The following is a 22,662-nucleotide window of genomic DNA, read 5'->3' on the forward strand; positions in this document are numbered from 1 at the left end:
CATGAAATCCATTACCGATATCAACCAGCAGATGGGCAAGGTGCAGTCAGCCATTATGGCGCTCAATGCCATGAACACCACCGTGCAGAGTGTGATGATTGCAGGCAGTAAGCCGGTTATCCGTATCGCCCGCAATGGCCACTGTACCCGCCTGCTGGAAGAGGGAAAAGCAAGTTATACCCATGTTGGCCATGACTGTTCATGGCGCTTTCGTCAGGGCGTCTTTGAGTTACATGGCTGCCGTATTACCTGGTCAGAGTCATTACATTAACCATAAGGTGAACAAAGATGAGCGAAGTAAATAAAGAAGACTACATGAAAGACCGCAAGGGGCGTCTGGTGCCGATTAATCAGGTATCTGACTATGACCTCGCTATGGACTCTTTCGTCCGGGAGCAGGTCGCGGCGGCGAAAGTCAAAAGCGCTGACCTCAGCGACTTCAAGCAACGCGCTTTCGACGAGTGCTATGCATGGCTTGACCTTGTGGCTGAGAAGTACGGCAGAACGCGCGGCGGGGCTAAAGGTAATGTGACCTTCAGCAGTTTTGATGGCAGCGAGCAAATCACTATTCGTGTGCAGGAAACCCTGACGTTCGGACCTGAACTGCAGATTGCCAAAGAGTTGTTTGACGAGTGCGTCACCGAATGGTCACAGGGTGCGAACGACAACCTGCGGGCCATCATCAGCGATGCTTTTCAGGTAGACAAAGAGGGCCAGCTTAATACCGGACGTATTCTTTCCCTGCGCCGCGTTAAGATTCAGGACGTGCGCTGGAACCGGGCAATGGAAGCTATATCGGAATCACTACAAGTGGCAATGTCTAAAACTTATATTAATTTCCGGGAGAAAGATAAAGGCGGGAAGCTAATTAATATCCCGTTAGATATCGCTGCCATTTAATTTTATTTCAATTTCTTTTTATTTCGGCGTCAGCGCCGTGGGCTTCTGCACGCCGAAAACAGCATTGAGGAATAAATCATGTCCATCAAATGTACCAACTGCCAGAAAGGTATCACTACCCTGAAGTTCAGCAATGCCAGCGTCATTACCTCTGGTAAATACCATGTTCCGGCAGTTCTTATCACGCTGGTATGCCCACACTGCAGCCAGCATTACTACACCGAAGTACCGGCCATGGAGTTCATACCTTGCGAGGAAAAACAATGAAAATATGGGTAATAAGATTTTTGTATCTGGCGATGCATATAGTTACGGGCACTTTGGATTTAGTCGGCAAATTACTTTACTGGTCTCTTTTTGCTACCGCTGTTGGTGCCGGACTTACTTTCGGTTCTTTGTTGGCTTTTTTATACATCATTTACGGGGGGTAAGTATGGACATATCGAGTGATGCTAAAACCTTTTTAGAAAGAATAAAGGCTCTCAACGCAGATAACCGGCGAGACGTCAGGGTTAATCTCGGCGTACTTAAAGCGGCACGCAGTGAAATCCTGTCTCATGTAGAGCTAAACGGAAAAGGCGTAATGACAGATATGGTTCTTAATGCACTAAACAGCGCAATTAATAATGGCAGGTAATCTATGCAGCAGAATAATCAATTAACAAATGACCGCCTGGCCCAAGTCTATCGAAATCTGAAACGCTGGGCTGAGCACGATAACGCTTTAAATAGCTATATCAGCGGTCAAAAGATTGACCCAATATTTCATGACTGTGTTGTAGCACTGGCTGAGCTGTTGGAGCACCGCAAATCAGGTAAGCCAGAACCTGTTTCATTCGATGCGCTCAACGCTGCAGTAGCAGAGGTTACTGGCGGTAATCAGCACGCCTGGAATGGTAATATTTACAAGGGCCATCAGGAAGTTCCATTTATCAATTACAACTCTCTATCGCGCATTGTTGAGAAATTCAGGATACCCCTGCAGCCTGTGCCGGAAAAGATTATTCCAGACAATGATAACTCCTATGACTACGTAGAAGGCTGGAACGCCTGTCGTGTCGCCATGCTTCAGGCTAAACCTGCAAACACCAGAGGACCAGACCATGCCAGTGACTGATAAAGAAAAAGTGCTGGAAAAGTTAAAAAAACTGCTGGCGCTTTCAAAATCTGATAATCCCCATGAAGCTTCGCTGGCACTGCAGCGCGTTCAGAAACTGATGCAGGCATACGGTATCACCCGTGATGATATCGCGCTCAGTGATATAGACGAGAGCATCAGCAGCTACTGGGCTGCAGGAAGTATTAATCCTCCTCGTTACATACTGGGGCTGCTGGGCATCATCCAGGCCGCTTTTGGGGTTGATTCTATTATCCATTCAGGCCACAAACCCAGCGTTGGCTTTTATGGTAATAAAGACCGCATTGAGCTGGCGTCTTATACCTGGGATGTTCTCGCCAGACAACTCATTGCAGCGCGAAAAAACTATATCGGGCAGCAGAATAAAAGGATTAAAAGCACGACAAAGACCAGCCGGGGCGACAAGTTTGCCGAAGGCTGGGTACTTGCCGTGCGTAGTGAAGTGCAACTCTTTGCTGTGACCCGCGAGGAACGGGAACTGGCCAGCCTCTGGCTCGTGCAAAAATACCCGGACTCCAGCAAAACCAGTGGTCGTGGGGCCGGAAAATCGCGTGATGCGGATATGTCTCGTCACCATGGTTACCGGGAGGGAGAGCATGTCAGGCTACATCAACCCGTCAGCGGACAGGAACAGCGAAAACTGAGGAGCGACTTATGATGGCTGAAACCGTTGTGTGCGCCCTCGTCTGGTATAGCCTCGTGGGCTGGTGTACGGCTGACCTGCATCGTTATTCCGGTTTTTATTCCCGGTACAACGGCGCTAAATACTGGATTAGCTGGGCGGTGATGTTCGCGTGTTGGCCTGTGGCGCTTCCTTTATATGTTGACTATGTCAGAGGGCTGGCAAAGGGGGACATCGACGATGACTAAACAACGTCTCATCCAGCTTATTCATGTTGCCCGTAACGACCTGCAGATGGACGAGGATACCTATCGGCAGATGCTGCAGGGCCTGACAGGCAAAGCCTCCACGAAAGGCATGGACGTCACCCAGCTTAACCGCGTTATGGAGTCTATGAAGAAGAAAGGCTTTCGCATTAAGCCTGCGGGTAAATCCCGACCGGGTTTACCGCTTGATACCCATCCGCAGTCTAAGAAATTACGGGCGTTATGGCTTGAAATGGCCTCAGCGGGCATCGTCCGTGACAGTTCCGAGCAGGCGCTGGCTCTATGGGTTAAGCGGGAAACAGGCATCAGCGCGTTACGCTGGCTCAGCAATGAGCAGGCAAGTAGCGTTATTGAGAAACTGAAGAGGTGGCAGCGCAGAGCTGCGGGGGTGAAGCAATGAGCGACCTGAATCAGTTTCGTAGTAAGGGGCCGGAACTGTTGGTGGAACTGGCGCAGCACACTTCTGAAACCATCCGCGAGATTATTGATATTGAACCAGCGATTGCCGACCAGATTGGTCAGGCCACAGCAAATCGCATGATGCAGGTCTGGGGTGGGCAGAATGTCTATTTTCCGATGGGGATGGTCTGGAAGGTCAGTCAGCGTGACCGGGAAATCTTCCACGAATTCGACGGGCGCAACCATCACGAACTGGCCCGCAAGTTTGGTGTTTCACTACAGTGGGTTTACAGCGTGGTGAAGCGGGTCAGAAAAGAAGAACTGGATCGGATGCAGGGTAAGCTGTTTGATGGTGAACCTGATGCCGATACGGGGAAAAAGGAGTAATATCTGTAATCAGGCTGGCGCGAGTTCTGTTTTTTTTCGGGCCGGTCTGATTTTCACATACTGTAAGGTTATTGCATATTTCATCCAGTCTCTTCCCATGCTGGCCCGGTTCTTCCCATAATTATCTCACTTATTCCCTGTCATTTATCTCAAGTCTAATCACCTTTTGTCCACGAACGTGATGCGTTCTGGGAAATGAAGGAAAGAGGGGAGGCATACAAGCAACCTGCTAACTATGCCGAAATCCATATGCCGAAAAACAGCGGGGCGGGGCTGATTATTGGTCTGCTCTGCATCGGGTTTGGCTTCGGGGCTATCTGGCATATCTGGTGGCTGGCGGGATTGTCATTCCTCGGGATTATCCTGACCTGGGTTATTAAAAGCTTCGATGAAGATGTGGATTATTACGTACCCGTCGCCGAGATAAAAAAAATCGAGGATCAGCACTTTGCAGAAATAAACAAAGCCGGTGTGACATATGGTAAGTGAAGCCCTGGATTCATCCTTCCGCACCCGTGCTGAGCACGGGCATCAGGGTACAGGTACCAGTAAGGTCTTCGGCTTCTGGATCTACCTGATGAGCGACTGCATTATCTTCGCCACCCAGTTCGCGACTTACGGCGTCATGGTTCATAACATTGCAGGTGGTCCGGCGGGTAAGGATATTTTCGAACCTCCGTTTGTACTGGCGGAAACTGTGCTGCTTCTGTTTAGCTCGATTACCTATGGTTTTGCTGTTATCAGCATGGATAAAGACCGCGAGGGCGGTGTACTTGGATGGCTGACCCTGACATTTCTGTGTGGTCTGGGTTTTATCGGAATGGAAGTCTGGGAGTTCAGTCACCTGACTGCTGAGGGTTTCGGCCCACAGCGCAGTGGCTTCCTGTCAGCGCTGTTTACTCTGGTGGGCACCCATGGTCTGCATGTGACATGTGGACTGATCTGGATGCTGATCCTGATGTATCAGGTTGCCCGACGAGGTCTGTCAGGATTCAGTCGCCCCCGTCTGATATGCCTGAGTCTGTTCTGGCATTTCCTCGATGTCATCTGGATTTGCGTGTTCAGTATTGTTTACCTGATGGGAGCAATGCCATGAGACATTCTGCAGACGCACAGGGCGTAGCTTACGGCAATACGATGTCTTATATAACCGGCTTTCTCCTGTCGGTCATTCTGACGGTGATCCCGTTCTGGCTGGTTATGGACAGTGGTGTTTCCGCAGGGATCATCGCAGGCGGGGTCATGACGTGTGCCGTTGTTCAGGTGCTGGTACATCTGGTGTATTTTCTTCACCTGAATGCTTCTTCTGAAATGCGCTGGAACCTCGTAACCATTGTCTTTTCCGCTGCCATTATCTTTATCATTATTACCGGGTCGTTGTGGATCATGTGGAATCTCAATCATCAGATGATGTGAACAGGGCTTTGGCCTTTCTGTTATTCCTGTCTGCCTCATTGTGGGGGGCTATATATGGACATAAAAAAAATACGGAAGGAAAAGATAAACCGACTTGTGGTGTATGAAATTATGCAATGGATTGATGAGCATCTGGAGGAGCCGCTGAAGGTTGAGGATGTTTCTGCAAAAGCTGGTTATTCAAAATGGCATTTTCAACGGATGTTCAAGGAGGTGGCAGGAATAAGTCTAGGGAAATATATAAAGCTTGAAAAACTAAGACGTGCTTATTTTTTACTGGAGAATACGGATATACCCGTCATAGAGGTGTGCTTTATGCTCGGGTTTACCAGTCAGCAGGTATTTACCCGAGCGATGAGAAATGAAATGCATCATACACCAGGGGCTGTCAGAAGGAATAAACCTGTTCTGAAAAAGAGTTCTGGTATAAAGCGTGATGAGTTATAACCCTCTGTGAATATCATACCCCTCATTGTTTTGTTCTAAAATTACAGGGCGGATTTTAATACCAACTGACAAGGATAAATGGAAGGGGAAATACCATGAAGAAGATACAGAAAAATAACAACAGCATCTGCGTTGTCAGATGCTGTTGTTATCGTAATCCTGATTAGTTTTTTGCTGACTCAGGTAGCTTCATGACTGATATTTTTACTATATATATATGGGGGAACATAGTTTTCCCGGCACGTATAAAGATAATCAGACCACCACTGCATCATCGCTTTACGGGCTTCCAGATGTTCAGCTTTGTGGATATAAGCTATCCGCACGCTGTTGCGTTCCTGATGACTCATTTGGCGTTCAACAGCATCCTTCGACCAGAGTCCGGATTCCATTAAGGCGCTGCATGCCATTGCCCGAAAGCCATGGCCGCAAATGTCCATTTTTGTGTCATAGCCCATCAGTCGCAGTGCCTTGTTGACTGTATTTTCACACATTGGCCTGTAAGGGTTATGGTCACCGGGGAACACTAGTTCCAGATGACCTGAGATTTCCTCTACTTGTTTCAGGATAACGATGGCTTGCCGGGATAATGGAACAATGTGGGGCGTGCGCATTTTGGCTCCGCGTCCGGAATAACGAACACCGGGAAGAGCTTCGCGGGTAGCGGGGATGGTCCAGATACAGTTCCTGAAATCAAACTCGCTCCATCGGGCGAAACGCAGTTCACTGGAACGGATAAACAGGTGAAGGGTCAGAAGGACCGCTTGACGGGTTAACCCTCGTCCCTGCTGATAACCATCAATGCGCCCCAGCAATTCCGGCAGGCGTTCCAGCGGCAGGGCGGGGTAGTGGCGCTTAACGGGGGGCGCTGTCACGCCGTCAAGGTTTGCCGCCGGGTTGCTGTCAATGAATCCCTGATGAACCGCATGACGCATGATGTTACAGAGGTGCTGCCGCGTGCGGGACGCGACTTCCAGCAGACCTTTTTTCTCAATGCTTTTCAGCAGGTCAATGAAATGACGGGGTTTAAGTTCCGTGACGGACAGATGTCCGATAACCGGAAAAATATGATTGTGCATGCTGGCAAGCAGACGGTCAGCGGTATTCTGCGACCATTTTTTATTGCTTTTATGCCACGCCAGCGCCACTGTCTTAAAGACCTTTTCCGGTGAGCGGGCGGCTCTTTCGGCTATACGTTGCTGAGCGGGGTTAATGTTCTGCGCCAGCAACTTGCGGATACCGTCTCGTTGTTGCCGGGCGTCGGAAAGGGATACATCGGGATAAGCGCCTAAGCCAAGGCGGGATTCTTTACCGTTAATTCGATACTTAAGATACCAGAGACGTGAGCCGCCTGGATTGACCAAGAGGTATAGACCGTGTGAATCGGAGACTTTGAAGGATTTTTCAGAAGGCTTGAGACTGCGGATTTTCGTGTCGTTGAGAGACATATGGGGGTCACTCCATAATCGAACCAAACTGACCCCAAATCTGACCACCAAATTCTCCCGATGCGGAGGATAAAATCAAAATGCATCGGGAAGAGTTTTCACGCTAACCTGTTGAACCAACATCATATAATGATTCGCAAGGATGCATGAAAGCAGGAAATTGGCTCCTCTGACTGGACTCGAACCAGTGACATACGGATTAACAGTCCGCCGTTCTACCGACTGAACTACAGAGGAATCGTGTGAACGAGGCGCATATTACTGACCTCACCATGAGGTGTCAACAGTAAAATTAGCACGTCATTTCAATTGGTTAATTAATCTTCAAATTCAGCGTTAATGCACATTTGGTGAGCGACAATGACCACCTTAGCGGGTATTGCGTAACCGCTCCATGGGGTTCTGGCGGTAAAACTGAATGAAACGTTGCCATAAGGCCGGAAAACGTGGTGCAAATAATTCAGGGGCACTGAAGAAATACTCCGATAGAACGGCAAAGCATTCGGCAGGATCGATCGCTGCGTAGGCATCTATACTGCATGCGGTTTCACCGACCAGATCAATTTCATCCTGAATGTTATTCATTGCGGCATGCAGGTCGTGCTCCCAACTGGCAATATCTCGTAGAGGGATCGCCGGAATACCACTGGCACGGTCGCCATTACGCATATCAAGCTTATGCGCCACTTCATGGATGATCAGATTAAAGCCGGAGGCATCAAAAGAATCCTGAATGTCGAGCCAGTTGAGGATTATTGGACCTTGCTGCCAGCTTTGCCCGGACTGTACAACACGTTGATTATGTACCAGCCCAATATCGTCTTCCCATTCATCGTCCACGACAAACGGGGCAGGGTAGATGAGAACTTCATGAAACCCGTCGAGCCACTCGATCCCCAATTCCAGAACAGGCAAACAGAAAAGCAGCGCAATGCGCGCACTTTTTAGTGGATCCAGTTCAAACCCCTGAAGCGCTACCAATCTTTTTTGCTGTAAAAAGCGCTCGGCCAGGGCAATAAGCCTGGCTTGTTCTTGCTCGGTGAGATTCACCAGAAGAGGAATAGCCAGGGCGTCGTCCCACGGCCAGTCGTCACTCCGGGTTGTTTCTTGCTCTTTCCAGGGCCACTTAATCATCGTTTTGCTCGCAAACTCGTCACTTGAACGAAATTGACGGAACGGGGTCTGTTAAAATGCCAAATTACCTGGCATCATGGCAACCGCCAAAACGGAGAGATGCCAGAGCGGCTGAATGGACCGGTCTCGAAAACCGGAGTAGGGGCAACTCTACCGGGGGTTCAAATCCCCCTCTCTCCGCCACTATTCAAGCACTTGCACGCCTCGCTTTCAACGACAGTTCTCATGGATGTTTTTTTCTTTGAGTATCCTCACAAGTTTATCGTTGTAATGCCCGCGTGGTAAAAAAATACGTTTCGTATAAATAAAAAGCCCGCTTCATATGAAGCGGGCTTGCTTATTTTTGCGTCAATTAGAACTGGTAGACTAAACCAACGGCAACGATGTCGTCAGTTGCGATACCATTGCTTTCATAGAAGCTGTCGTCTTCATCCAGCAGGTTGATTTTATAATCAACATAGGTGGACATATTTTTGTTGAAGTAGTAAGTCACACCCACATCAACATATTTGACCAGGTCTTTGTCGGTGTAGCGTGGGGTGCCGTTGCTATGGTGATCCCAGCCGCCTAAGTCGACGCCTTTAGACTGCAGGTAAGCGATGGAAGGGCGCAGACCGAAGTCGAACTGATACTGCGCAACAACTTCAAAGTTCTGTGTTTTATTAGCGATCCCGCCTTTAGCAACATCTTTGCCTGTAGCATCTTGATAAGTTCCGCTACCGTATGCTGTCATGTTACGGGTTTCTGCATACATAGCAGCCAGGTAAACGTTGTTAGCGTCATACTTAGCGCCAATAGTCCAAGCATCTGCTGTTTCGCCGCCTGCGTATTTATTCTCATAGCTACGATCGCCACGGCCAGCAGCAACCTGATTGTTAGAACGGTCAGAACTGGAGTATGCAGCGCCAAGACTTAAACCGAAGTCGAAGTCATAAGAGGTGGACAGACCGAAACCGTCGCCGTTTTCTTTAGACAGTTTACGGTTCTCACCGTTACCAGTACCTTCGCCTGCTCCTGCACTTTCATTATTACCCTGGTATTGCAGGGCGAAGTTCAGGCCATCAACCTGACCAAAGAAACCTTTATTACGGTAGGTGGCTACGCCGTTGGTACGGCCGGTCATGTACACGTCGGTCTGGGTGTAGGAGTCACCGCCGAATTCCGGCAGCATATCGGTCCAGGCTTCTACGTCGTAGACCACGCCGTAGTTACGACCGTAGTCGAAGGTACCGTTCTCACCAAAGCCTAAACCGGCAAAGGCCAGACGAGTCCAGGAATTTGCGCCTTCACCTTCGGTGCCGTTGGCCTGAATGTTATATTCCCACTGACCGTAACCGGTCAGCATTTCGTTGATCTGTGTTTCGCCCTTGAAGCCTACACGCGCATAGGTCTGATCGCCGTCGCTGCCAGCATCATCAGAGAAATAACGCAGACCATCGACTTTACCGTACAGATCCAGTTTATTGCCGTTCTTATTATAGATTTCAGCCGCATTTGCTGCGCCTGCAGCTAATAAAGCAGGGAGAAGCAGTGCCAATACTTTTCTTTTCATTATGTATTCCCTTTGCATGATAATTAAAATGAATATGTAGCACTATCCGAGTGACTACATTTTGATACTATCTATGAAGTTCATTTTATTTAAAATATAACATGTAACAAATGTATTTAAAATATTTCAAAATATTTCTTTTGCATCTTTATATAATTATGCGTGTGTGTTAATTACATTGGCATTCGCCATATGAATTGTTTTTAATCAATGTTTTATATGTTTTTATCTATTTATTTGTTATGTGTATTTTATTTGTTTTAGATGTTTGTTTTTAATATTCATATAAATTATTTTTCGATATTGGCGTCGTGGGTTTTATAAATTCATGTGGATTTTGTTTTTAGTGCAATAATAAAAGATGATTATGTAATGAGGCGGGCAGTGGTCTGCAATGAAAATTGTTGCTAAGGTGATTTTCTTTCTACAAAGGGAGATAGCATGAAACTGCACGACTGGCAGTCGCGATTTGAAGCCTGGTTAGCTGATAACCATTCTGGACAAGATGCTGCACATGACATCTTTCACTTTCGACGTGTGTGGATGACGGCGCAAAAGCTGAGTACAGATGCAACCGTAGACTGGCTGGTGGTGCTGACTGCGTGCTACTTCCACGATCTCATCAGTCTGCCAAAGAACCATCCTGAGCGTCATTGTTCGTCGGTACTGGCAGCCAAGGAAACACGTCGTGTTTTGATGTGCGATTTTCCGGATTTTCCACAACAGCGGTTATCGGCAGTGTGTCATGCCATTGAGGCGCACAGTTTTAGCGCCAAAATCGCGCCAGAAACCCTTGAAGCGAAAATCGTGCAGGACGCAGACCGGCTTGAGGCGCTGGGTGCAATTGGTTTAGCGCGCGTATTTGCCGTTTCAGGGGCGTTGGGGGTTGCGCTGTTTGATGCGGAAGATCCGTTTGCCCGAAAGCGTAGCCTTGACGATAAACAGTACGCGCTCGATCACTTCCAGACCAAGTTATTGACGTTGCCGTTGACGATGCAAACCGAGCAAGGGCGGCATTTGGCACAACATAATGCGGATTTTTTACTGACGTATATGGCGAAGCTGAGTGCGGAGCTAAAAGGAGAATACGAAATGCTGGATCTTGACGCGATTCAACCCTTTAAAGCGCGCTAGTCGCCAATACGGCTGAAACGTCAACCGTGCTAATTTATGTTAATCTGTCGGTTATCCATTTCTGCCGGTTAAATGTATGCAGGATAATTTTTCAGTAGCAGGCTCCATGAACCCGATGACAGATGAAAACGAGGCCGACGTGCAGGTGATGTTGGCCAAGTTGCTTGAAATATATGACGTGAAAACGCTGGTTGCTCATCTGAATGGCGTTGGTGAGAACCGCTGGAGCCCGGCCATCTTTAAGCGAGTGGTTGCTAATGAAACATGGCATCGCCTCAGCGACCGCGAGCTCATTCATCTGAATACTTTGTTGCCGAAACCACCTGCGCATCATCCGCATTATGCCTTTCGCTTTATCGATCTTTTTGCCGGTATTGGTGGCATTCGTCGCGGCTTTGAAGCGATTGGCGGGCAGTGCGTGTTTACCAGTGAGTGGAACAAGCATGCGGTGCGCACCTATAAAGCGAACAACTACTGCGATCCGCTCCAGCACAACTTTAATGAAGATATTCGTGATATCACACTCAGCCATCATGACGGGGTGAGTGACCAGCAGGCGGCAGAACATATTCGCCAGCATGTTCCTGAACATGACGTGCTGTTAGCCGGATTCCCTTGTCAGCCATTTTCTCTGGCTGGTGTATCAAAGAAAAATGCGTTAGGGCGGGCACATGGTTTCGCCTGTGATACGCAAGGCACGCTATTTTTTGACGTGGTGCGCATTATCGATGCGCGTCGGCCCGCCATATTTGTGCTCGAAAACGTCAAAAACCTGAAGAGTCACGATCAGGGCAAAACGTTTCGCATCATTATGCAAACGCTGGACGAGCTGGGTTATGACGTAGCGGATGCGGCGGATAACGGTCCGGACGATCCGAAAATCATCGATGGGCAACATTTTTTGCCTCAGCATCGCGAACGTATCGTGCTTGTCGGCTTCCGACGCGATCTGAATTTGAAATCAGACTTCACGCTGCGGGATATTGTCACGCGTTATCCGCCGCGGCGTACCACGCTGGCGGAACTGCTTGAGCCGACCGTCGATGCGAAATATGTACTGACGCCGGTGCTGTGGAAATACCTCTATCGCTATGCGAAAAAGCATCAGGCGCGGGGCAATGGATTTGGCTATGGCATGGTGTATCCCGGTAACCCTGATTGTGTAACGCGCACGTTATCTGCGCGTTATTATAAGGATGGAGCGGAGATCCTGATTGACCGTGGTTGGGATATGGCGCTGGGTGAAATAGATTTTGACGATCCGCAGAATCAGCGCCACCGCCCACGCAGACTTACGCCCAGAGAGTGCGCGCGTCTGATGGGGTTTGAATCTCCGCAGGGCTATCAGTTCAGGATCCCTGTGTCAGATACCCAGGCTTATCGCCAGTTTGGTAATTCGGTGGTCGTTCCGGCATTTGCGGCGGTGGCCAGGTTGCTGGAGCCGAAAATCAGGCAGGCAGTTGCTATTCGCGAGAAAGAGAACCAGCGTGGCAGACGTTCACGATAAAGCAACACGCAGTAAAAATATGCGGGCGATAGCTACCCGCGATACCGCAATTGAAAAACGCCTTGCCAGCGTGCTGACAGAGCAGGGGGTAACGTTTCGCGTGCAGGATGCGACGTTACCCGGTCGCCCTGATTTTGTGGTGGATGATTATCATTGTGTGATTTTTACTCATGGCTGTTTCTGGCACCACCACGATTGCTATTTGTTTAAAGTCCCCGCGACACGAACGGAATTCTGGCTGGAAAAAATAGGCAAAAATGTCCAGCGCGATGCGCGGGATTGTGAAAAGTTGCAGGCTCTGGGCTGGCGCGTATTGATTGTCTGGGAGTGCGCCCTGCGTGGTCGCGAAAAGCTGGACGATGAAGCGTTATCTGAACGTGTCATCGAGTGGATCTGCGGCGGTGGCGACACCGCGCAGATCGACACACTCGGTATTCATTTACTGTAACGTTTTTTCCGACGGGGTAGCAACGGCCTCCGCTTTAACAGGGAACAGGTATTTCCCCAACGTTACCAGCACCACAGCAAACACGATCACGCCGAGCGCCAGCCATTCGATAGGGGCCAGTCTTTCTCCCCCCAGACCGGTACCTAACAGCACGGCAACAACCGGATTGACGTAGGCATAGCTGGTGGCTAGCGCCGGGCTGACATTGCGGATCAGGAACATATACGCATTAATGGCAATAATGGAGCCAAACAGGGCCAGGTAAGCCACCGCCATAAAGCCTGAAAATGTTGGCATGGTGGTCAGTTTTTCCCCGGAGAGTAGCGATGCGCACATCAGCACAATACCGGCGGCTAACATTTCAATGGCTCCGGCCATCATGCCAACGGGTAGCGTAATGCGTGAACCGTACACCGAGCCAAACGCCCAGCTTATTGAACCGATCAGGATTAAAATAGCGCCCCACGGATTGCCACTTAAATTGCCCCCGCTGTTCAGCATGATGATCCCTGCTAGCCCAATCGCTATCCCCAACCATTCCAGCTTGCGCGTTTTGATGCCAAAAAAGTGGCTAAAACACAGCGTAAATAACGGGACGGTGGCGACCACCACGGCGGCAATACCGGAAGGGACATTTTGGTGTTCTGCGACGGTGACCAGACCATTACCCACAGCCAGCAGCAGGATACCAATTAACGCGGCGTTCAGGATTAGGCGTAAGGGGGGCAGCTTATGCCCACGAATAAGTAAGAAACTTGTTAATAAAATTCCCGCGGAGAGAAAACGTACGGCTGCCATCATTAACGGCGGCCAGCTTTCAACGCCAATGCGAATAACGAAGTACGTGGAACCCCAAATGATGTACAGCGCGAATAGCGCACTGAAAAGCGGTAACAATTGCCTGAAACGCATAATCCCTCACGGTGGAAATAAAAAGGTGCAACATAGTAAACGTCAAAACTATCTTACTAGCGAGATTTATAATTACGTGTTGATGTTAAAAACTTGTTGACCAGAAAGGTCAGTTTCAGCATGGCGTGTTTTACTTCATACTTATGACTGCAAAAAAATAATATTGAGGGTGAAAATTTTGGCAGGAAGTAGCTTACTGACCTTACTTGATGATATCGCCACGCTGCTGGATGATATCTCAGTGATGGGAAAACTGGCCGCGAAAAAAACCGCGGGCGTGCTGGGGGATGATCTGTCGCTTAATGCGCAGCAGGTATCGGGCGTGCGGGCGAACCGCGAACTCCCGGTGGTCTGGAGCGTGGCGAAAGGGTCGTTTGTTAACAAAGTTATTCTGGTGCCGTTGGCGCTATTGATAAGCGCATTTATTCCTTGGGCGATCACCCCCTTATTAATGGTAGGCGGGGCGTTTCTCTGTTTTGAAGGCGTGGAAAAGGTTCTGCATACCCTGGAGGCGCGTAAGCACAAAGAAAGCCCGGAAGAGCGTCAGCAGCGTCTGGCTGCTCTGGCCGCACAGGATCCACTCACCTTTGAGAAAGATAAAATCAAAGGGGCAATACGTACCGACTTCATTTTGTCTGCCGAGATTGTCGCAATTACGCTGGGTATTGTAGCGGACGCCCCCTTGCTGAATCAGGTGTTGGTGCTATCTGGTATCGCGTTAGTGGTGACCGTGGGCGTGTATGGCCTGGTCGGGATTATCGTTAAGCTTGATGACATTGGGTACTGGTTGGCAGAAAAGCGCAGCCTGCTTGCCCAGTCGCTGGGGAAAGGGTTGCTGGTGGTTGCTCCCTGGCTTATGAAAACACTTTCTGTGGTCGGCACACTGGCGATGTTTTTAGTGGGAGGCGGCATTGTGGTACACGGAATATCGCCGCTGCATCATGCGATTGAACATTTTGCTCAGCAGCAAAGTACATTGATTTCGCTAATGCTTCCGACCCTGCTTAACCTGGTGCTCGGCTTTATCATCGGTGGAATTGTCGTTCTGCTGGTAAAAGCTGTCGCCAGAGTGCGCGGAATTTCGCACTAATTGTTACAGGACTGATTACGCAAAACGCTTCTTTGTCATCTAAGGTGTAAAGGTTTCTCTTGATACAGGAGGCAGGTATGGTCTTTTCTGTCAGTGAGGAAGTCACCTCCAAAGAGGGTGGCCCACGTATGATCGTTACCGGGTATGCCAGCGGAATGGTGGAATGTCGCTGGTACGACGGCTTTGGCGTTAAACGGGAAGCATTCCGTGAAGATGAACTGGTGGTGCCTGGCGAGCGAAGACAGCTCTGTCAGGATGCCTGAACATTTGGCTCGACCGTAACCTGGTGATCTCTAACCCATTAGTTATATTTATCATTCCGGTGAGAATTATTTACTTGTCAGGCAAAAAAATTGCAGATAAGGTTTGGTTCACATCAGATTTTCTGGTGTAACGAATTTACAAGTGCTTCTTGCATAAGCAAGCTTGATCCCGACCCGATAAGGGCCGGGATTTTTTTCGCCCTCAGTCAGCGATTGATTTCCGACACGCTAAAATCATGGATATCAAGCTCGAACGCATCGGCCAGTTCATGCCATGTATGGTAATCACGCCCGTCAACGCTGACGCGCTCCGGGTCATCCTGGCTGCGATGAATTTCACTCTCGCAGATTTCGTTGATTGCCTTTAGCAGCGCGTCGACATCGACGCTGACTTCACGTTTGGCCGTATCGCTGTACTCTTTCGCGGTTTTCATCCTCATACCTCTCAACCGTTAAGGATACCGGGGGAGCGTACCCAAACATCAGATACGCACAACTTAAGTATAGACCGTCGATAAAACCCGCAATCGCGCGTGCACAGCGCTGCCAGAAAAAGGAATTTGTTCTACACTGGCACAAAGCCACAGGAGGAAAACTATGAAGGTGAATGATCGGGTCACAGTCAAAACGGACGGCGGTCCTCGTCGACCGGGCGTGGTACTGGCAATCGAAGAGTTTAGCGAAGGCACTATGTACCTGGTTTCGCTGGAAGACTACCCGCTCGGTATCTGGTTCTTTAATGAATCAGGTCATCAGGATGGTATCTTTGTGGAAAAAGTGGAGTGACATGAGTTCCGCTGTTTGATTCTGACTGGTGGGGTCGCCACCAGTCAGAACGTCTTAGCGCATATTCACAAAGATACCATTGGTGACGTTATCCGTAAGCCTTACAACGTGATAGATAACTTGCTTATTATGCGTTTTAATCTTTCGTTTTATATTCCCCTTATGGGATGACACCGTCTTGGCTTTGATATTCATTTGATCTGATATCTGTATTGTTCCCTGACCCTCCATCCACATACGCAGCATGCTGGATTCGGTTCGACTTAATGATAATGTCGGCAGATTCACATCAATAGCAATATCTACTTCCTTTTTCAGAATATCGCCAAGTAGTTTATCCAGTGAGTCAGGTTTAATTGATTTAGAACTAATCAATAAATTTTTTCTGACGAGTAGATATTCATCAAAATGCACGTTGGCAATTGCCATAAACACAATAAATAATGTGCTGGGATGCTGATTAATGATTTGCTTTATTTGCTGGCTATTAGCAGGATCGTGGATAAAGCAGTCCTCATTAATAAACACCACAGCGGGTTGTTGAGAGACACAGGCGAGACTGAGTTCATCAACGTTGGAAATGTTGTTGATTTCCCTTTTTTTCACTCCCCGACTTACCAGATATCCGGTTAACCCTAGTCGGGTGTAACTGCATAAATCCATAATAATCGTTGACATGGCATACCCTCACTCAATGCGTAACGATAATTCCCCTTACCTGATTATTTCATCACAACTAAACGGAATAATAACGACCCAAGATGACGCTTTCGCTGTTTTTCAGGCGAATTTACTATCCCGTAAAGTTGCGTATAATTTGCCAGGAAACATCTTAAAGTAAAGTGAATGTTGCGTTATGTGAGTGAGGCAAAAACAAATAAGCCGCGACAGAGATATCCTGGTGGATGTTGTCACTTTTTAAATTTAGGACAATCCTTAGTAAAACAGGATAAAAATTAAGGGTTATTATTTTCCTGGCATTTCGCTGACGATATCGGCCAGTAAATTAAAAATTTCACTGAATAATCGTTCGCAGAATGGCGCAATTAATGGCATTAGCGCCGCCATTAGTGAAATACCTACGGTCAGAGTGAGAGGAAAGCCGATGACGAAAACCGACAGCTGTGGTGCCATGCGATTTAACAAACCAAGTGCGAGGTTTAGCGTGAGCAGTAGCGTCATTACCGGCAGGGCCAGCATTAGCCCGTTGAGGAAAATCAGGCTACCCGCCCGTGCCAGTGCAAGAAACGCATTGCTGTTCACCGGATTGCCGCCGATGGGCAGAGTATGAAAAGTATCTACCAGCAGCGAAATCAGCCATAAATGGCCGTTAAAGGTCAGGAACAGCAGCATGGCGAGCATGTCGATCAGTCGTGCCAGAACCGGCATATTCAGACGGCTACCGGGATCGAAGAACGTCGCGAAGGAAAGGCCCATTTGCAAGCCAATTAATTCCCCGGCGGTACGTACTGCGGCAAACGCAAACTGCATGGTGAAGCCTAATGCGATACCGATCAGGATTTGTTGCATTGCCTGCCAAAGCGCGCCAACAGAAAAGATGGGGACGTCAACGGCGGGAATCGATGGGGCGATAACGACGGTAATCATCAACCCCAGCCCCAGCTTTACCCGTTTGGGGATGGCTCGTTCACTGAGGATGGGGGCCGTTGAGATGAGCGCCAGTATGCGCAGCAAAGGCCAGAAGTATAAATTCAGCCAGTGGAGCCACTCAACGCTGGACACCTGCAACATAACGTTGTCTACCCGATGATATAGGGGATATTGCTGAACAGCGTACGCACGTAGTCGAGCAGCAGGTTAAGCATCCACGGGCCAGCAACAATGATGGCAATAAACACCGCGACAATTTTGGGGATGAAGGACAGCGTCATTTCGTTAATCTGGGTCGCCGCCTGCAGAATACTGATGATAAGACCTGTGACGAGAGCGACTAACAGCAAAGGCGCGGCAAGGGCCAGGGCGACTTTCATCGCCTCTGTACCCATCATCATGACCGATTCAGGAGTCATTTCGCGCCTCTAACTGTAAAAGCTTTGTGCCAGCGAGCCGACAAGTAGCTGCCAACCGTCTACCAACACAAACAGCATCAGCTTGAACGGCAACGCGATTGTGGCGGGCGGTACCATCATCATCCCGAGCGCCATCAACACGCTGGCGATCACCAGGTCGATAATCAGAAACGGAATAAAAATGGTAAAGCCTATCTGGAATGCTGTTTTCAGCTCACTGGTGACATAAGCGGGCAGCAAAATTCGCATCGGCACGGCTTCTGGTCCCTGTAACGGACCGCTGTTTGCTAAGCGCGCGAAGAGTGCCAGATCGGCTTCACGGGTCTGGCGCAACATAAACTCACGCAGCGGCTGGGCGCCTTTATCCATGGCTTCCTGCATGGAGATCTTCTCTTCGCTGAACGGTTGGTATGCGTCAACGTAGATTTTATCGATCACCGGCGACATGATGAAAAAGGTCAAAAAGAGCGCCAGGCCCAGGAGCACCTGGTTAGGTGGTGCTGAGGGGGTACCCAGCGCATTTCGCAGTAGACCAAAAACGATGATGATGCGGGTGAAGCTGGTCATCATCAGCAAAATTGCAGGCAGGAACGTCAGCGAGGTGATGAACACCAGCGTCTGCACGGGCAACGTCCAGTTTTGTCCGCCGCCCGGCAACGGCTGACTGACCAGACCCGGGAGTTGGGCGAGGGCAACGGGGCTGAAAAGCCACAAGCCTGCCAGCGTAAGGGATAACAAACGGCGCATCAGGATCTCCCAGGACGCTTCAGCAAACTCTTCATCATGGCCTGGAAATCCGCAGGGGAGGCCGTTTTTTCTTCTGCATCGGCAGGTGCCGGGGGCAGGGTATGCAGGACATTAATCTGCGAGGCTGTGACGCCCAGTACCAGACGGGCATCTTCGACCTCGACAATCACCACGCGCTCACGTGGACCCAGTGAGGTGCTGGCCGTGACTTTCAGCCCACGCGTACCGGCACTTTTGGGGGCAAACCCCAGACGTTTAATGACCCAGGCCGCCGCCAGGATCAAGACGATGATCCCGAGCAGCGCGCCGCTTACCTGCACCAGCGGTGAGCCGGGAACGGCGGCGGGTTGAGAAACGGTAGCCTGGGTATTCATGATTAACGGCTCAGGCGGCGCATACGTTCAGACGGGGTGATAATGTCAGTGATACGCACACCGTATTTATCCGCAACTACGACAACTTCGCCTTGGGCAATCAGATAACCGTTGATCAGAATATCCAGCGGTTCGCCTGCCAGACCATCCAGTGCGACAACCGATCCCTGCGTCAGACGCAGCAGCTCTTTGATGGTCATGCGGGTACGGCCCAGTTCGACGGTCAGCTTGACCGGAATGTCCATGATCAGGTCGATGTCCTGCAAAGCACCGCTGACGTCGCCGCCACCTAACTGCTGGAATACCGCATCGGCCGCACTTTTGGTGGGCGTGGTTTTTTGCTCGTTTAACGCGTCAGCCCACAGATCGTCCAATGCGCCAGTGTTCTCATCGGACGGATTATTCATATCACTCATTTGGGCTGTTCCTCATTCAGCGAATTCAAAATCGGGTTTATCAGATGTTCTACGCGTAACGCATACTGACCGTTTACAGTGCCATACTGGCTGGTCAGCACAGGCACGCCGTCCACATGAGCAATAATGCGGTCGGGTTTTTCAATCGGCAGTACATCGCCGGGTTTCAGTTTTAAAATCTGGGATAGCCGCAGCGGGATATCGGCAAAGTTTGCCACTAGCTCCAGCTCAGAATGCTGAACCTGACGCACCAGATTATTGCGCCAGTTCTGATCTTCATTACGTGAATTTTCCAGCGGCGGATTCACCAGCAGCTCACGCAACGGTTCAATCATGCTGAATGGCAGACAAATGTTAAATTCACCGGTCAGGTTGCCAATTTCAACGTGGAACGGGGTGTTCACCACAATGTCGTTCGGAGAAGTAGTGATATTGGTAAATTTCACCTGCATCTCCGAACGGACGTATTCCACTTCCAGCGGGTTGATGGCCTTCCACGCGTCGCTGTAGCTTTCCAGCGCCAGCTTCAGCATGCGGTTGATAACGCGCTGTTCCGTGTGCGTAAATTCGCGGCCTTCGACTTTCGTCGGGAAACGACCGTCACCGCCAAACAGGTTGTCTACGGCGATAAATACCAGACTCGGTGAGAACACCACCAGACCCGTACCGCGCAGCGGCTTCAGGTGGATTAAGTTCAGGTTGGTCGGAACCGGTAAGTTGCGCGCAAATTCATGGTATGGCTGGATACGTATCGCACCCACGGTAATATCCGGGCTACGGCGCAACAGGTTAAATAATCCCATTCGGAACTGGCGCGCAAAGCGTTCGTTAATGATCTCCAACGCCTGTAAACGCTCACGTACCACGCGACGCTGAGTGTTGGGATCATAAGGACGAATATCGCTTTCTTTTGCGATACCTGAAATGGGTTCGTCTTTGGTTTCGCTATCGCCGTTGAGCAATGCGTCGATTTCAGCCTGAGAAAGAATACTGTCGCCCATGTCTTTACCGCAGAATAAAAGCTGTATAAAGAACGTCGGTGACAACCTGTTTCGGCTGCCCAACAACGAGCGGAGTCGCCAGCGTCTCTTTGATGGCGGTAATCAGCTGTTGCTTACCTTCCTCGGTGGCGAGTGTGGCTGCATTCTGACGAGAGAACAGCAGCAGCAAGCGGCTGCGCACTTCCGGCAGATATTCGTTAAGACGTGAACGTGTCGCCTCATCTTTCATGCGCAGCGTGATACCGATATACAGTACACGATCTGCATCACCCAGATTGACGGTAAAGGTATCCAGCGCAAAGAACACCGGGGCTGGCGGTGGAGGCGGTTCCGCTTTGACGCTGGCGGACGGCTGCTGCTGCATGCGCCAGTAGCTATAACCCGCAGTTGCGCAGGCGGCGAGGGTAATTAATACCAGCAGAGGGATCCAAATAGCGCGTTTACTTTTTTTGTTAATCGCGGAGTCAGTCATCAGATACGGGCTTCCTGTTTCGGTACAGCTTATGGGCTGATTATCCCGTGTCCTGTCCACGACAAAGCGTGGAAAAGACGCGGATAATCATGCTACCTCTGGCGTTAGGCGAAGATGTCTACTGCGCCATCGCCGCGGGCAGCGGCTTGCAGCGAGGCTGGGGTTGCCAGTATTGCGTCATCTTCAGCGGCAAAAATGTCTTGTCCTTGAGCGCGACCAGCCTGCTGTTGCTGCCCGGAAGACTGCTGATGGCCAGCGAAGCTTTCACTGCTGATGTTGCTTTGCCCCAATTGGATCCCGCTTTCAGCCAACTGCGTACGCAGCATCGGTAATGCGGCTTCCAGTGCGGCGCGCACGTGACTGTGCGGTGAAACCATTTGCAACTGCGCGAGGTTGTCGTCCAGCTTGAGGGAAATATGTACCTGACCCAGGTCCTGCGGATGCAGACGCAGCTCTGCGCTTTGCTGGCCCTGGCGCGTGAACAATGTGACGTGCTGGCTCAGCGATTGCTGCCATTCATGGCTACCTAACGGAGCGCTTAACACCGGCGCGGCCGTCGGTAACGGTTGTGCGTGTGTCTGTGGACCACTTAGCGGGGCCGCAGTCATGCCAATGCTGGTCGGTGACGGGGTGCTATCGATTTCAGCTCTGGCGTTCGCCGCCGCCGTCAGCGGGGTTAGTGCTGGATTGTTTGCCTGATTAGCACCACCGCCAGCAATTGTGACATCCGCTTTGCCTTTTTTGGCATCACCCGGCAGCAATTCGTCTGCATTATCAGTCGTCGCGCCGAGTGCAGCGCCACGTGACAATGCGGAAAGCGTGGCATCAACCGGGGCTGGTGCGCTGTCGACGGCAGGCGTAGCCAGCGGTTGTCCTGGCAGCATGGCGAACAACGCACTTAGGTTGGCGAGATCGTCATCACTCAGCGTGGTGTTTTTTTCGTCCTGCTGAGCAACTTTGCCCAGCGTCGTCAGGGCATTAGCTTTCAGTGAAGGTGTGAGAGCAGACAACAGTTGCTGAGCGTCTGTCATGTCGGCAAGAGAAGACTCGGTTTGTAGCTCCTGTTGCGCCAACAGATCGGTTAATTTGACCGACTGTGCGGCATCGCCATTTTTTTGCAGTAATCCTTTCTGCAGCTTACTGCTGGTCGCCTGTAAGTCGGCAAGCGACAGCGGAGCGTCTTTACCCTGCGCGTCGCCCGCACCTAATGCGCCAGCCAGCAGCGCTAAAAAATCCTCGGGTGAATCTACCGCTTTGCCTGACTGAAGACCTGCGGCTACGTCGGTGTCGGTGGTAATCAGTTGGGGTAAAGTAATCATTCGGGTTTCCTCATAGCTGCGCGCTGAGCAAATTCATCCATTTTTTTCTGGTCCAGACGGTTTTCGGCCAGTAACGCCGCCGAGGTTTGTCTGTCCTGCAACGTCTGCCACGCCTGTAATCGTTGTTTTTTGTCGCGCCAACTGTTCAAAGCCATGTCCACTTTTTGCGTCCACTGATTGAGCTGTTGGCGGTGTTGCTCAATCGCTTTTTCCAGCGTCTGAATAAATTGCTGGTAGTTAATCCAGCGATTGCTGGTAATACCCTGGCCCATATCGGTATTCAGATTGTTGCGATACTCATGCTGATAATCGATCAGCATTTTTAACTGTTCTTCCGCCTGCTGACAGCCACGACGCATCTCTCCTAATAAGACAGCGGCGTCATCTACCTCTTTTTCAGCCAGGTCTTTCAGTGTTGCTAACGCACCATTTTGTGCCATGACCTATGCTCTCC

33 protein-coding genes, 2 tRNA genes and 2 pseudogenes are annotated in these 22,662 nt (G+C 50.0%); 21 read left to right on the top strand and 16 right to left on the bottom strand.

From position 1 onward, the window contains the following. The first annotated feature begins 1 nt into the window (after window position 1). The 14 genes and pseudogenes from OGY33_RS16445 (at window position 2) to OGY33_RS16510 (ending at window position 5,575) form a co-directional block, all read left to right on the top strand. Window positions 2–271, top strand: coding sequence for an HI_1482 family protein (locus OGY33_RS16445; protein WP_286571974.1), 270 nt, complete (start codon window positions 2–4; stop codon window positions 269–271). A gap of 17 nt (window positions 272–288) precedes the next feature. Further along, window positions 289–900 carry a DUF3164 family protein gene (locus OGY33_RS16450; RefSeq protein WP_115454744.1) on the top strand — a complete coding sequence of 204 codons (612 nt, stop codon included), beginning with the start codon at window positions 289–291 and terminating at the stop codon, window positions 898–900. Between the two features lie 78 nt (window positions 901–978). Further along, window positions 979–1,167: a hypothetical protein gene (locus OGY33_RS16455; RefSeq protein WP_181561983.1), complete on the top strand. Its 189-nt coding sequence runs from the start codon at window positions 979–981 to the stop codon at window positions 1,165–1,167. After that, a complete protein-coding gene (locus OGY33_RS16460) occupies window positions 1,164–1,331 on the top strand; it encodes a hypothetical protein (protein ID WP_286571977.1) in 168 nt (55 codons plus the stop codon). The genes OGY33_RS16455 and OGY33_RS16460 overlap by 4 nt, the downstream gene beginning before the upstream one ends. A gap of 2 nt (window positions 1,332–1,333) precedes the next feature. Then, window positions 1,334–1,537: a hypothetical protein gene (locus OGY33_RS16465; RefSeq protein WP_286571979.1), complete on the top strand. Its 204-nt coding sequence runs from the start codon at window positions 1,334–1,336 to the stop codon at window positions 1,535–1,537. Window positions 1,538–1,540: 3 nt separating this feature from the next. Beyond that, entirely contained in the window at window positions 1,541–2,017 is a 477-nt protein-coding gene (locus OGY33_RS16470) for a hypothetical protein (protein ID WP_286571981.1), read from the top strand. Further along, window positions 2,004–2,696: a DUF2786 domain-containing protein gene (locus OGY33_RS16475; protein WP_286571982.1), complete on the top strand. Its 693-nt coding sequence runs from the start codon at window positions 2,004–2,006 to the stop codon at window positions 2,694–2,696. The genes OGY33_RS16470 and OGY33_RS16475 overlap by 14 nt, the downstream gene beginning before the upstream one ends. Further along, window positions 2,693–2,908: a hypothetical protein gene (locus tag OGY33_RS16480; protein ID WP_115454747.1), complete on the top strand. Its 216-nt coding sequence runs from the start codon at window positions 2,693–2,695 to the stop codon at window positions 2,906–2,908. The genes OGY33_RS16475 and OGY33_RS16480 overlap by 4 nt, the downstream gene beginning before the upstream one ends. Then, window positions 2,901–3,326 (top strand): gp16 family protein, encoded by a 426-nt coding sequence (locus tag OGY33_RS16485; protein WP_181884070.1) that lies wholly within the window; start codon window positions 2,901–2,903, stop codon window positions 3,324–3,326. Before OGY33_RS16480 ends, OGY33_RS16485 begins: the two co-directional genes overlap by 8 nt. Beyond that, window positions 3,323–3,712: a Mor transcription activator family protein gene (locus OGY33_RS16490; RefSeq protein ID WP_115454748.1), complete on the top strand. Its 390-nt coding sequence runs from the start codon at window positions 3,323–3,325 to the stop codon at window positions 3,710–3,712. The genes OGY33_RS16485 and OGY33_RS16490 overlap by 4 nt, the downstream gene beginning before the upstream one ends. Before the next feature lie 162 nt (window positions 3,713–3,874). Then, window positions 3,875–4,201: pseudogene (locus tag OGY33_RS16495) on the top strand (cytochrome o ubiquinol oxidase subunit I); the annotation flags it as partial. Next, window positions 4,191–4,808: a cytochrome o ubiquinol oxidase subunit III gene (gene cyoC, locus OGY33_RS16500; protein ID WP_023137325.1), complete on the top strand. Its 618-nt coding sequence runs from the start codon at window positions 4,191–4,193 to the stop codon at window positions 4,806–4,808. The pseudogene OGY33_RS16495 and the gene cyoC, both read left to right, overlap by 11 nt. Next, complete coding sequence (gene cyoD, locus OGY33_RS16505; RefSeq protein ID WP_050310712.1) at window positions 4,805–5,128, top strand: cytochrome o ubiquinol oxidase subunit IV; 324 nt, start codon at window positions 4,805–4,807, stop codon at window positions 5,126–5,128. Before cyoC ends, cyoD begins: the two co-directional genes overlap by 4 nt. Before the next feature lie 54 nt (window positions 5,129–5,182). Next, window positions 5,183–5,575 (top strand): helix-turn-helix domain-containing protein, encoded by a 393-nt coding sequence (locus OGY33_RS16510; protein WP_003030860.1) that lies wholly within the window; start codon window positions 5,183–5,185, stop codon window positions 5,573–5,575. A 179-nt stretch (window positions 5,576–5,754) separates the two neighbouring features. Here OGY33_RS16510 and OGY33_RS16515 read toward each other — a convergent pair whose 3' ends face one another. From OGY33_RS16515 to mtfA, 3 genes are all read right to left on the bottom strand, one after another. Next, window positions 5,755–7,023 (bottom strand): tyrosine-type recombinase/integrase, encoded by a 1,269-nt coding sequence (locus tag OGY33_RS16515; RefSeq protein WP_003030858.1) that lies wholly within the window; start codon window positions 7,021–7,023, stop codon window positions 5,755–5,757. Window positions 7,024–7,184: 161 nt separating this feature from the next. Then, window positions 7,185–7,260: transfer RNA gene (locus OGY33_RS16520), tRNA-Asn, on the bottom strand. A gap of 132 nt (window positions 7,261–7,392) precedes the next feature. Further along, window positions 7,393–8,157, bottom strand: coding sequence for a DgsA anti-repressor MtfA (gene mtfA / locus OGY33_RS16525; RefSeq protein ID WP_191238351.1), 765 nt, complete (start codon window positions 8,155–8,157; stop codon window positions 7,393–7,395). A 93-nt stretch (window positions 8,158–8,250) separates the two neighbouring features. On the opposite strand from mtfA, the gene OGY33_RS16530 reads away from it, so the two are divergent. Continuing rightward, a tRNA-Ser gene (locus tag OGY33_RS16530) sits at window positions 8,251–8,340 on the top strand. A 169-nt stretch (window positions 8,341–8,509) separates the two neighbouring features. On the opposite strand, the gene ompC is transcribed toward OGY33_RS16530, so the two are convergent. After that, complete coding sequence (ompC, locus tag OGY33_RS16535; RefSeq protein WP_191238352.1) at window positions 8,510–9,709, bottom strand: porin OmpC; 1,200 nt, start codon at window positions 9,707–9,709, stop codon at window positions 8,510–8,512. A gap of 441 nt (window positions 9,710–10,150) precedes the next feature. Here ompC and OGY33_RS16540 point away from each other — a divergent pair, with 441 nt between their 5' ends. From OGY33_RS16540 to OGY33_RS16550, 3 genes are all read left to right on the top strand, one after another. Next, window positions 10,151–10,843 (top strand): phosphohydrolase, encoded by a 693-nt coding sequence (locus tag OGY33_RS16540; RefSeq protein ID WP_191238353.1) that lies wholly within the window; start codon window positions 10,151–10,153, stop codon window positions 10,841–10,843. 76 nt (window positions 10,844–10,919) lie between these two features. Next, the gene (locus tag OGY33_RS16545) at window positions 10,920–12,350 is read left to right on the top strand and encodes a DNA cytosine methyltransferase (RefSeq protein WP_149607399.1); all 1,431 of its coding nucleotides are present in this window, start codon (window positions 10,920–10,922) and stop codon (window positions 12,348–12,350) included. After that, window positions 12,331–12,798, top strand: a complete 468-nt coding sequence (locus tag OGY33_RS16550; protein WP_003839067.1) for a very short patch repair endonuclease — start codon at window positions 12,331–12,333, stop codon at window positions 12,796–12,798. Before OGY33_RS16545 ends, OGY33_RS16550 begins: the two co-directional genes overlap by 20 nt. Here OGY33_RS16550 and yedA read toward each other — a convergent pair. After that, a complete protein-coding gene (gene yedA, locus OGY33_RS16555; RefSeq protein WP_149607400.1) occupies window positions 12,790–13,710 on the bottom strand; it encodes a drug/metabolite exporter YedA in 921 nt (306 codons plus the stop codon). The two genes, OGY33_RS16550 and yedA, sit on opposite strands and share 9 nt — an antisense overlap. A 178-nt stretch (window positions 13,711–13,888) precedes the next feature. On the opposite strand from yedA, the gene OGY33_RS16560 reads away from it, so the two are divergent. Together OGY33_RS16560 and OGY33_RS16565 are read left to right on the top strand one after the other, a co-directional pair. Continuing rightward, window positions 13,889–14,800 (top strand): DUF808 domain-containing protein, encoded by a 912-nt coding sequence (locus tag OGY33_RS16560; RefSeq protein WP_048235177.1) that lies wholly within the window; start codon window positions 13,889–13,891, stop codon window positions 14,798–14,800. Window positions 14,801–14,877: 77 nt separating this feature from the next. Further along, window positions 14,878–15,063, top strand: coding sequence for a YodC family protein (locus OGY33_RS16565; protein ID WP_003030415.1), 186 nt, complete (start codon window positions 14,878–14,880; stop codon window positions 15,061–15,063). A gap of 206 nt (window positions 15,064–15,269) precedes the next feature. Here the strand turns inward: OGY33_RS16565 and yodD are convergent, their stop codons facing one another. Then, on the bottom strand, window positions 15,270–15,497 hold the full coding sequence (gene yodD / locus OGY33_RS16570; RefSeq protein WP_003030417.1) for a YodD family peroxide/acid resistance protein: 228 nt from the start codon (window positions 15,495–15,497) through the stop codon (window positions 15,270–15,272). 163 nt (window positions 15,498–15,660) lie between these two features. On the opposite strand from yodD, the gene dsrB reads away from it, so the two are divergent. Further along, window positions 15,661–15,849, top strand: a complete 189-nt coding sequence (dsrB, locus tag OGY33_RS16575) for a protein DsrB (protein WP_003030419.1) — start codon at window positions 15,661–15,663, stop codon at window positions 15,847–15,849. A 54-nt stretch (window positions 15,850–15,903) separates the two neighbouring features. Here the strand turns inward: dsrB and rcsA are convergent, their stop codons facing one another. The 10 genes and pseudogenes from rcsA to fliJ form a co-directional block, all read right to left on the bottom strand. Continuing rightward, window positions 15,904–16,527 (bottom strand): transcriptional regulator RcsA, encoded by a 624-nt coding sequence (gene rcsA, locus OGY33_RS16580; protein ID WP_003030421.1) that lies wholly within the window; start codon window positions 16,525–16,527, stop codon window positions 15,904–15,906. A gap of 278 nt (window positions 16,528–16,805) precedes the next feature. Then, window positions 16,806–17,601: pseudogene (gene fliR / locus OGY33_RS16585) on the bottom strand (flagellar biosynthetic protein FliR). A gap of 8 nt (window positions 17,602–17,609) precedes the next feature. After that, window positions 17,610–17,879 carry a flagellar biosynthesis protein FliQ gene (gene fliQ, locus OGY33_RS16590; RefSeq protein WP_003030425.1) on the bottom strand — a complete coding sequence of 90 codons (270 nt, stop codon included), beginning with the start codon at window positions 17,877–17,879 and terminating at the stop codon, window positions 17,610–17,612. A gap of 9 nt (window positions 17,880–17,888) precedes the next feature. Beyond that, window positions 17,889–18,626: a flagellar type III secretion system pore protein FliP gene (fliP, locus tag OGY33_RS16595; protein WP_191238354.1), complete on the bottom strand. Its 738-nt coding sequence runs from the start codon at window positions 18,624–18,626 to the stop codon at window positions 17,889–17,891. After that, a complete protein-coding gene (gene fliO, locus OGY33_RS16600) occupies window positions 18,626–19,003 on the bottom strand; it encodes a flagellar biosynthetic protein FliO (RefSeq protein WP_103014243.1) in 378 nt (125 codons plus the stop codon). Before fliO ends, fliP begins: the two co-directional genes overlap by 1 nt. Beyond that, window positions 19,003–19,416, bottom strand: a complete 414-nt coding sequence (gene fliN, locus OGY33_RS16605; RefSeq protein WP_003030433.1) for a flagellar motor switch protein FliN — start codon at window positions 19,414–19,416, stop codon at window positions 19,003–19,005. Before fliN ends, fliO begins: the two co-directional genes overlap by 1 nt. Further along, window positions 19,413–20,417, bottom strand: coding sequence for a flagellar motor switch protein FliM (fliM, locus tag OGY33_RS16610; protein ID WP_003030434.1), 1,005 nt, complete (start codon window positions 20,415–20,417; stop codon window positions 19,413–19,415). The genes fliN and fliM overlap by 4 nt, the downstream gene beginning before the upstream one ends. A gap of 4 nt (window positions 20,418–20,421) precedes the next feature. Continuing rightward, on the bottom strand, window positions 20,422–20,889 hold the full coding sequence (gene fliL, locus OGY33_RS16615; RefSeq protein ID WP_003834054.1) for a flagellar basal body-associated protein FliL: 468 nt from the start codon (window positions 20,887–20,889) through the stop codon (window positions 20,422–20,424). A gap of 104 nt (window positions 20,890–20,993) precedes the next feature. Next, window positions 20,994–22,208, bottom strand: coding sequence for a flagellar hook length control protein FliK (gene fliK, locus OGY33_RS16620; protein ID WP_286571989.1), 1,215 nt, complete (start codon window positions 22,206–22,208; stop codon window positions 20,994–20,996). Continuing rightward, the gene (gene fliJ, locus OGY33_RS16625) at window positions 22,205–22,648 is read right to left on the bottom strand and encodes a flagellar export protein FliJ (RefSeq protein WP_048216061.1); all 444 of its coding nucleotides are present in this window, start codon (window positions 22,646–22,648) and stop codon (window positions 22,205–22,207) included. The genes fliK and fliJ overlap by 4 nt, the downstream gene beginning before the upstream one ends. Window positions 22,649–22,662 lie beyond the last annotated feature (14 nt).

The sequence above is a fragment of the Citrobacter sp. Cpo032 genome, assembly GCF_030332975.1.
GTDB classification, from domain to species: domain Bacteria; phylum Pseudomonadota; class Gammaproteobacteria; order Enterobacterales; family Enterobacteriaceae; genus Citrobacter; species Citrobacter portucalensis.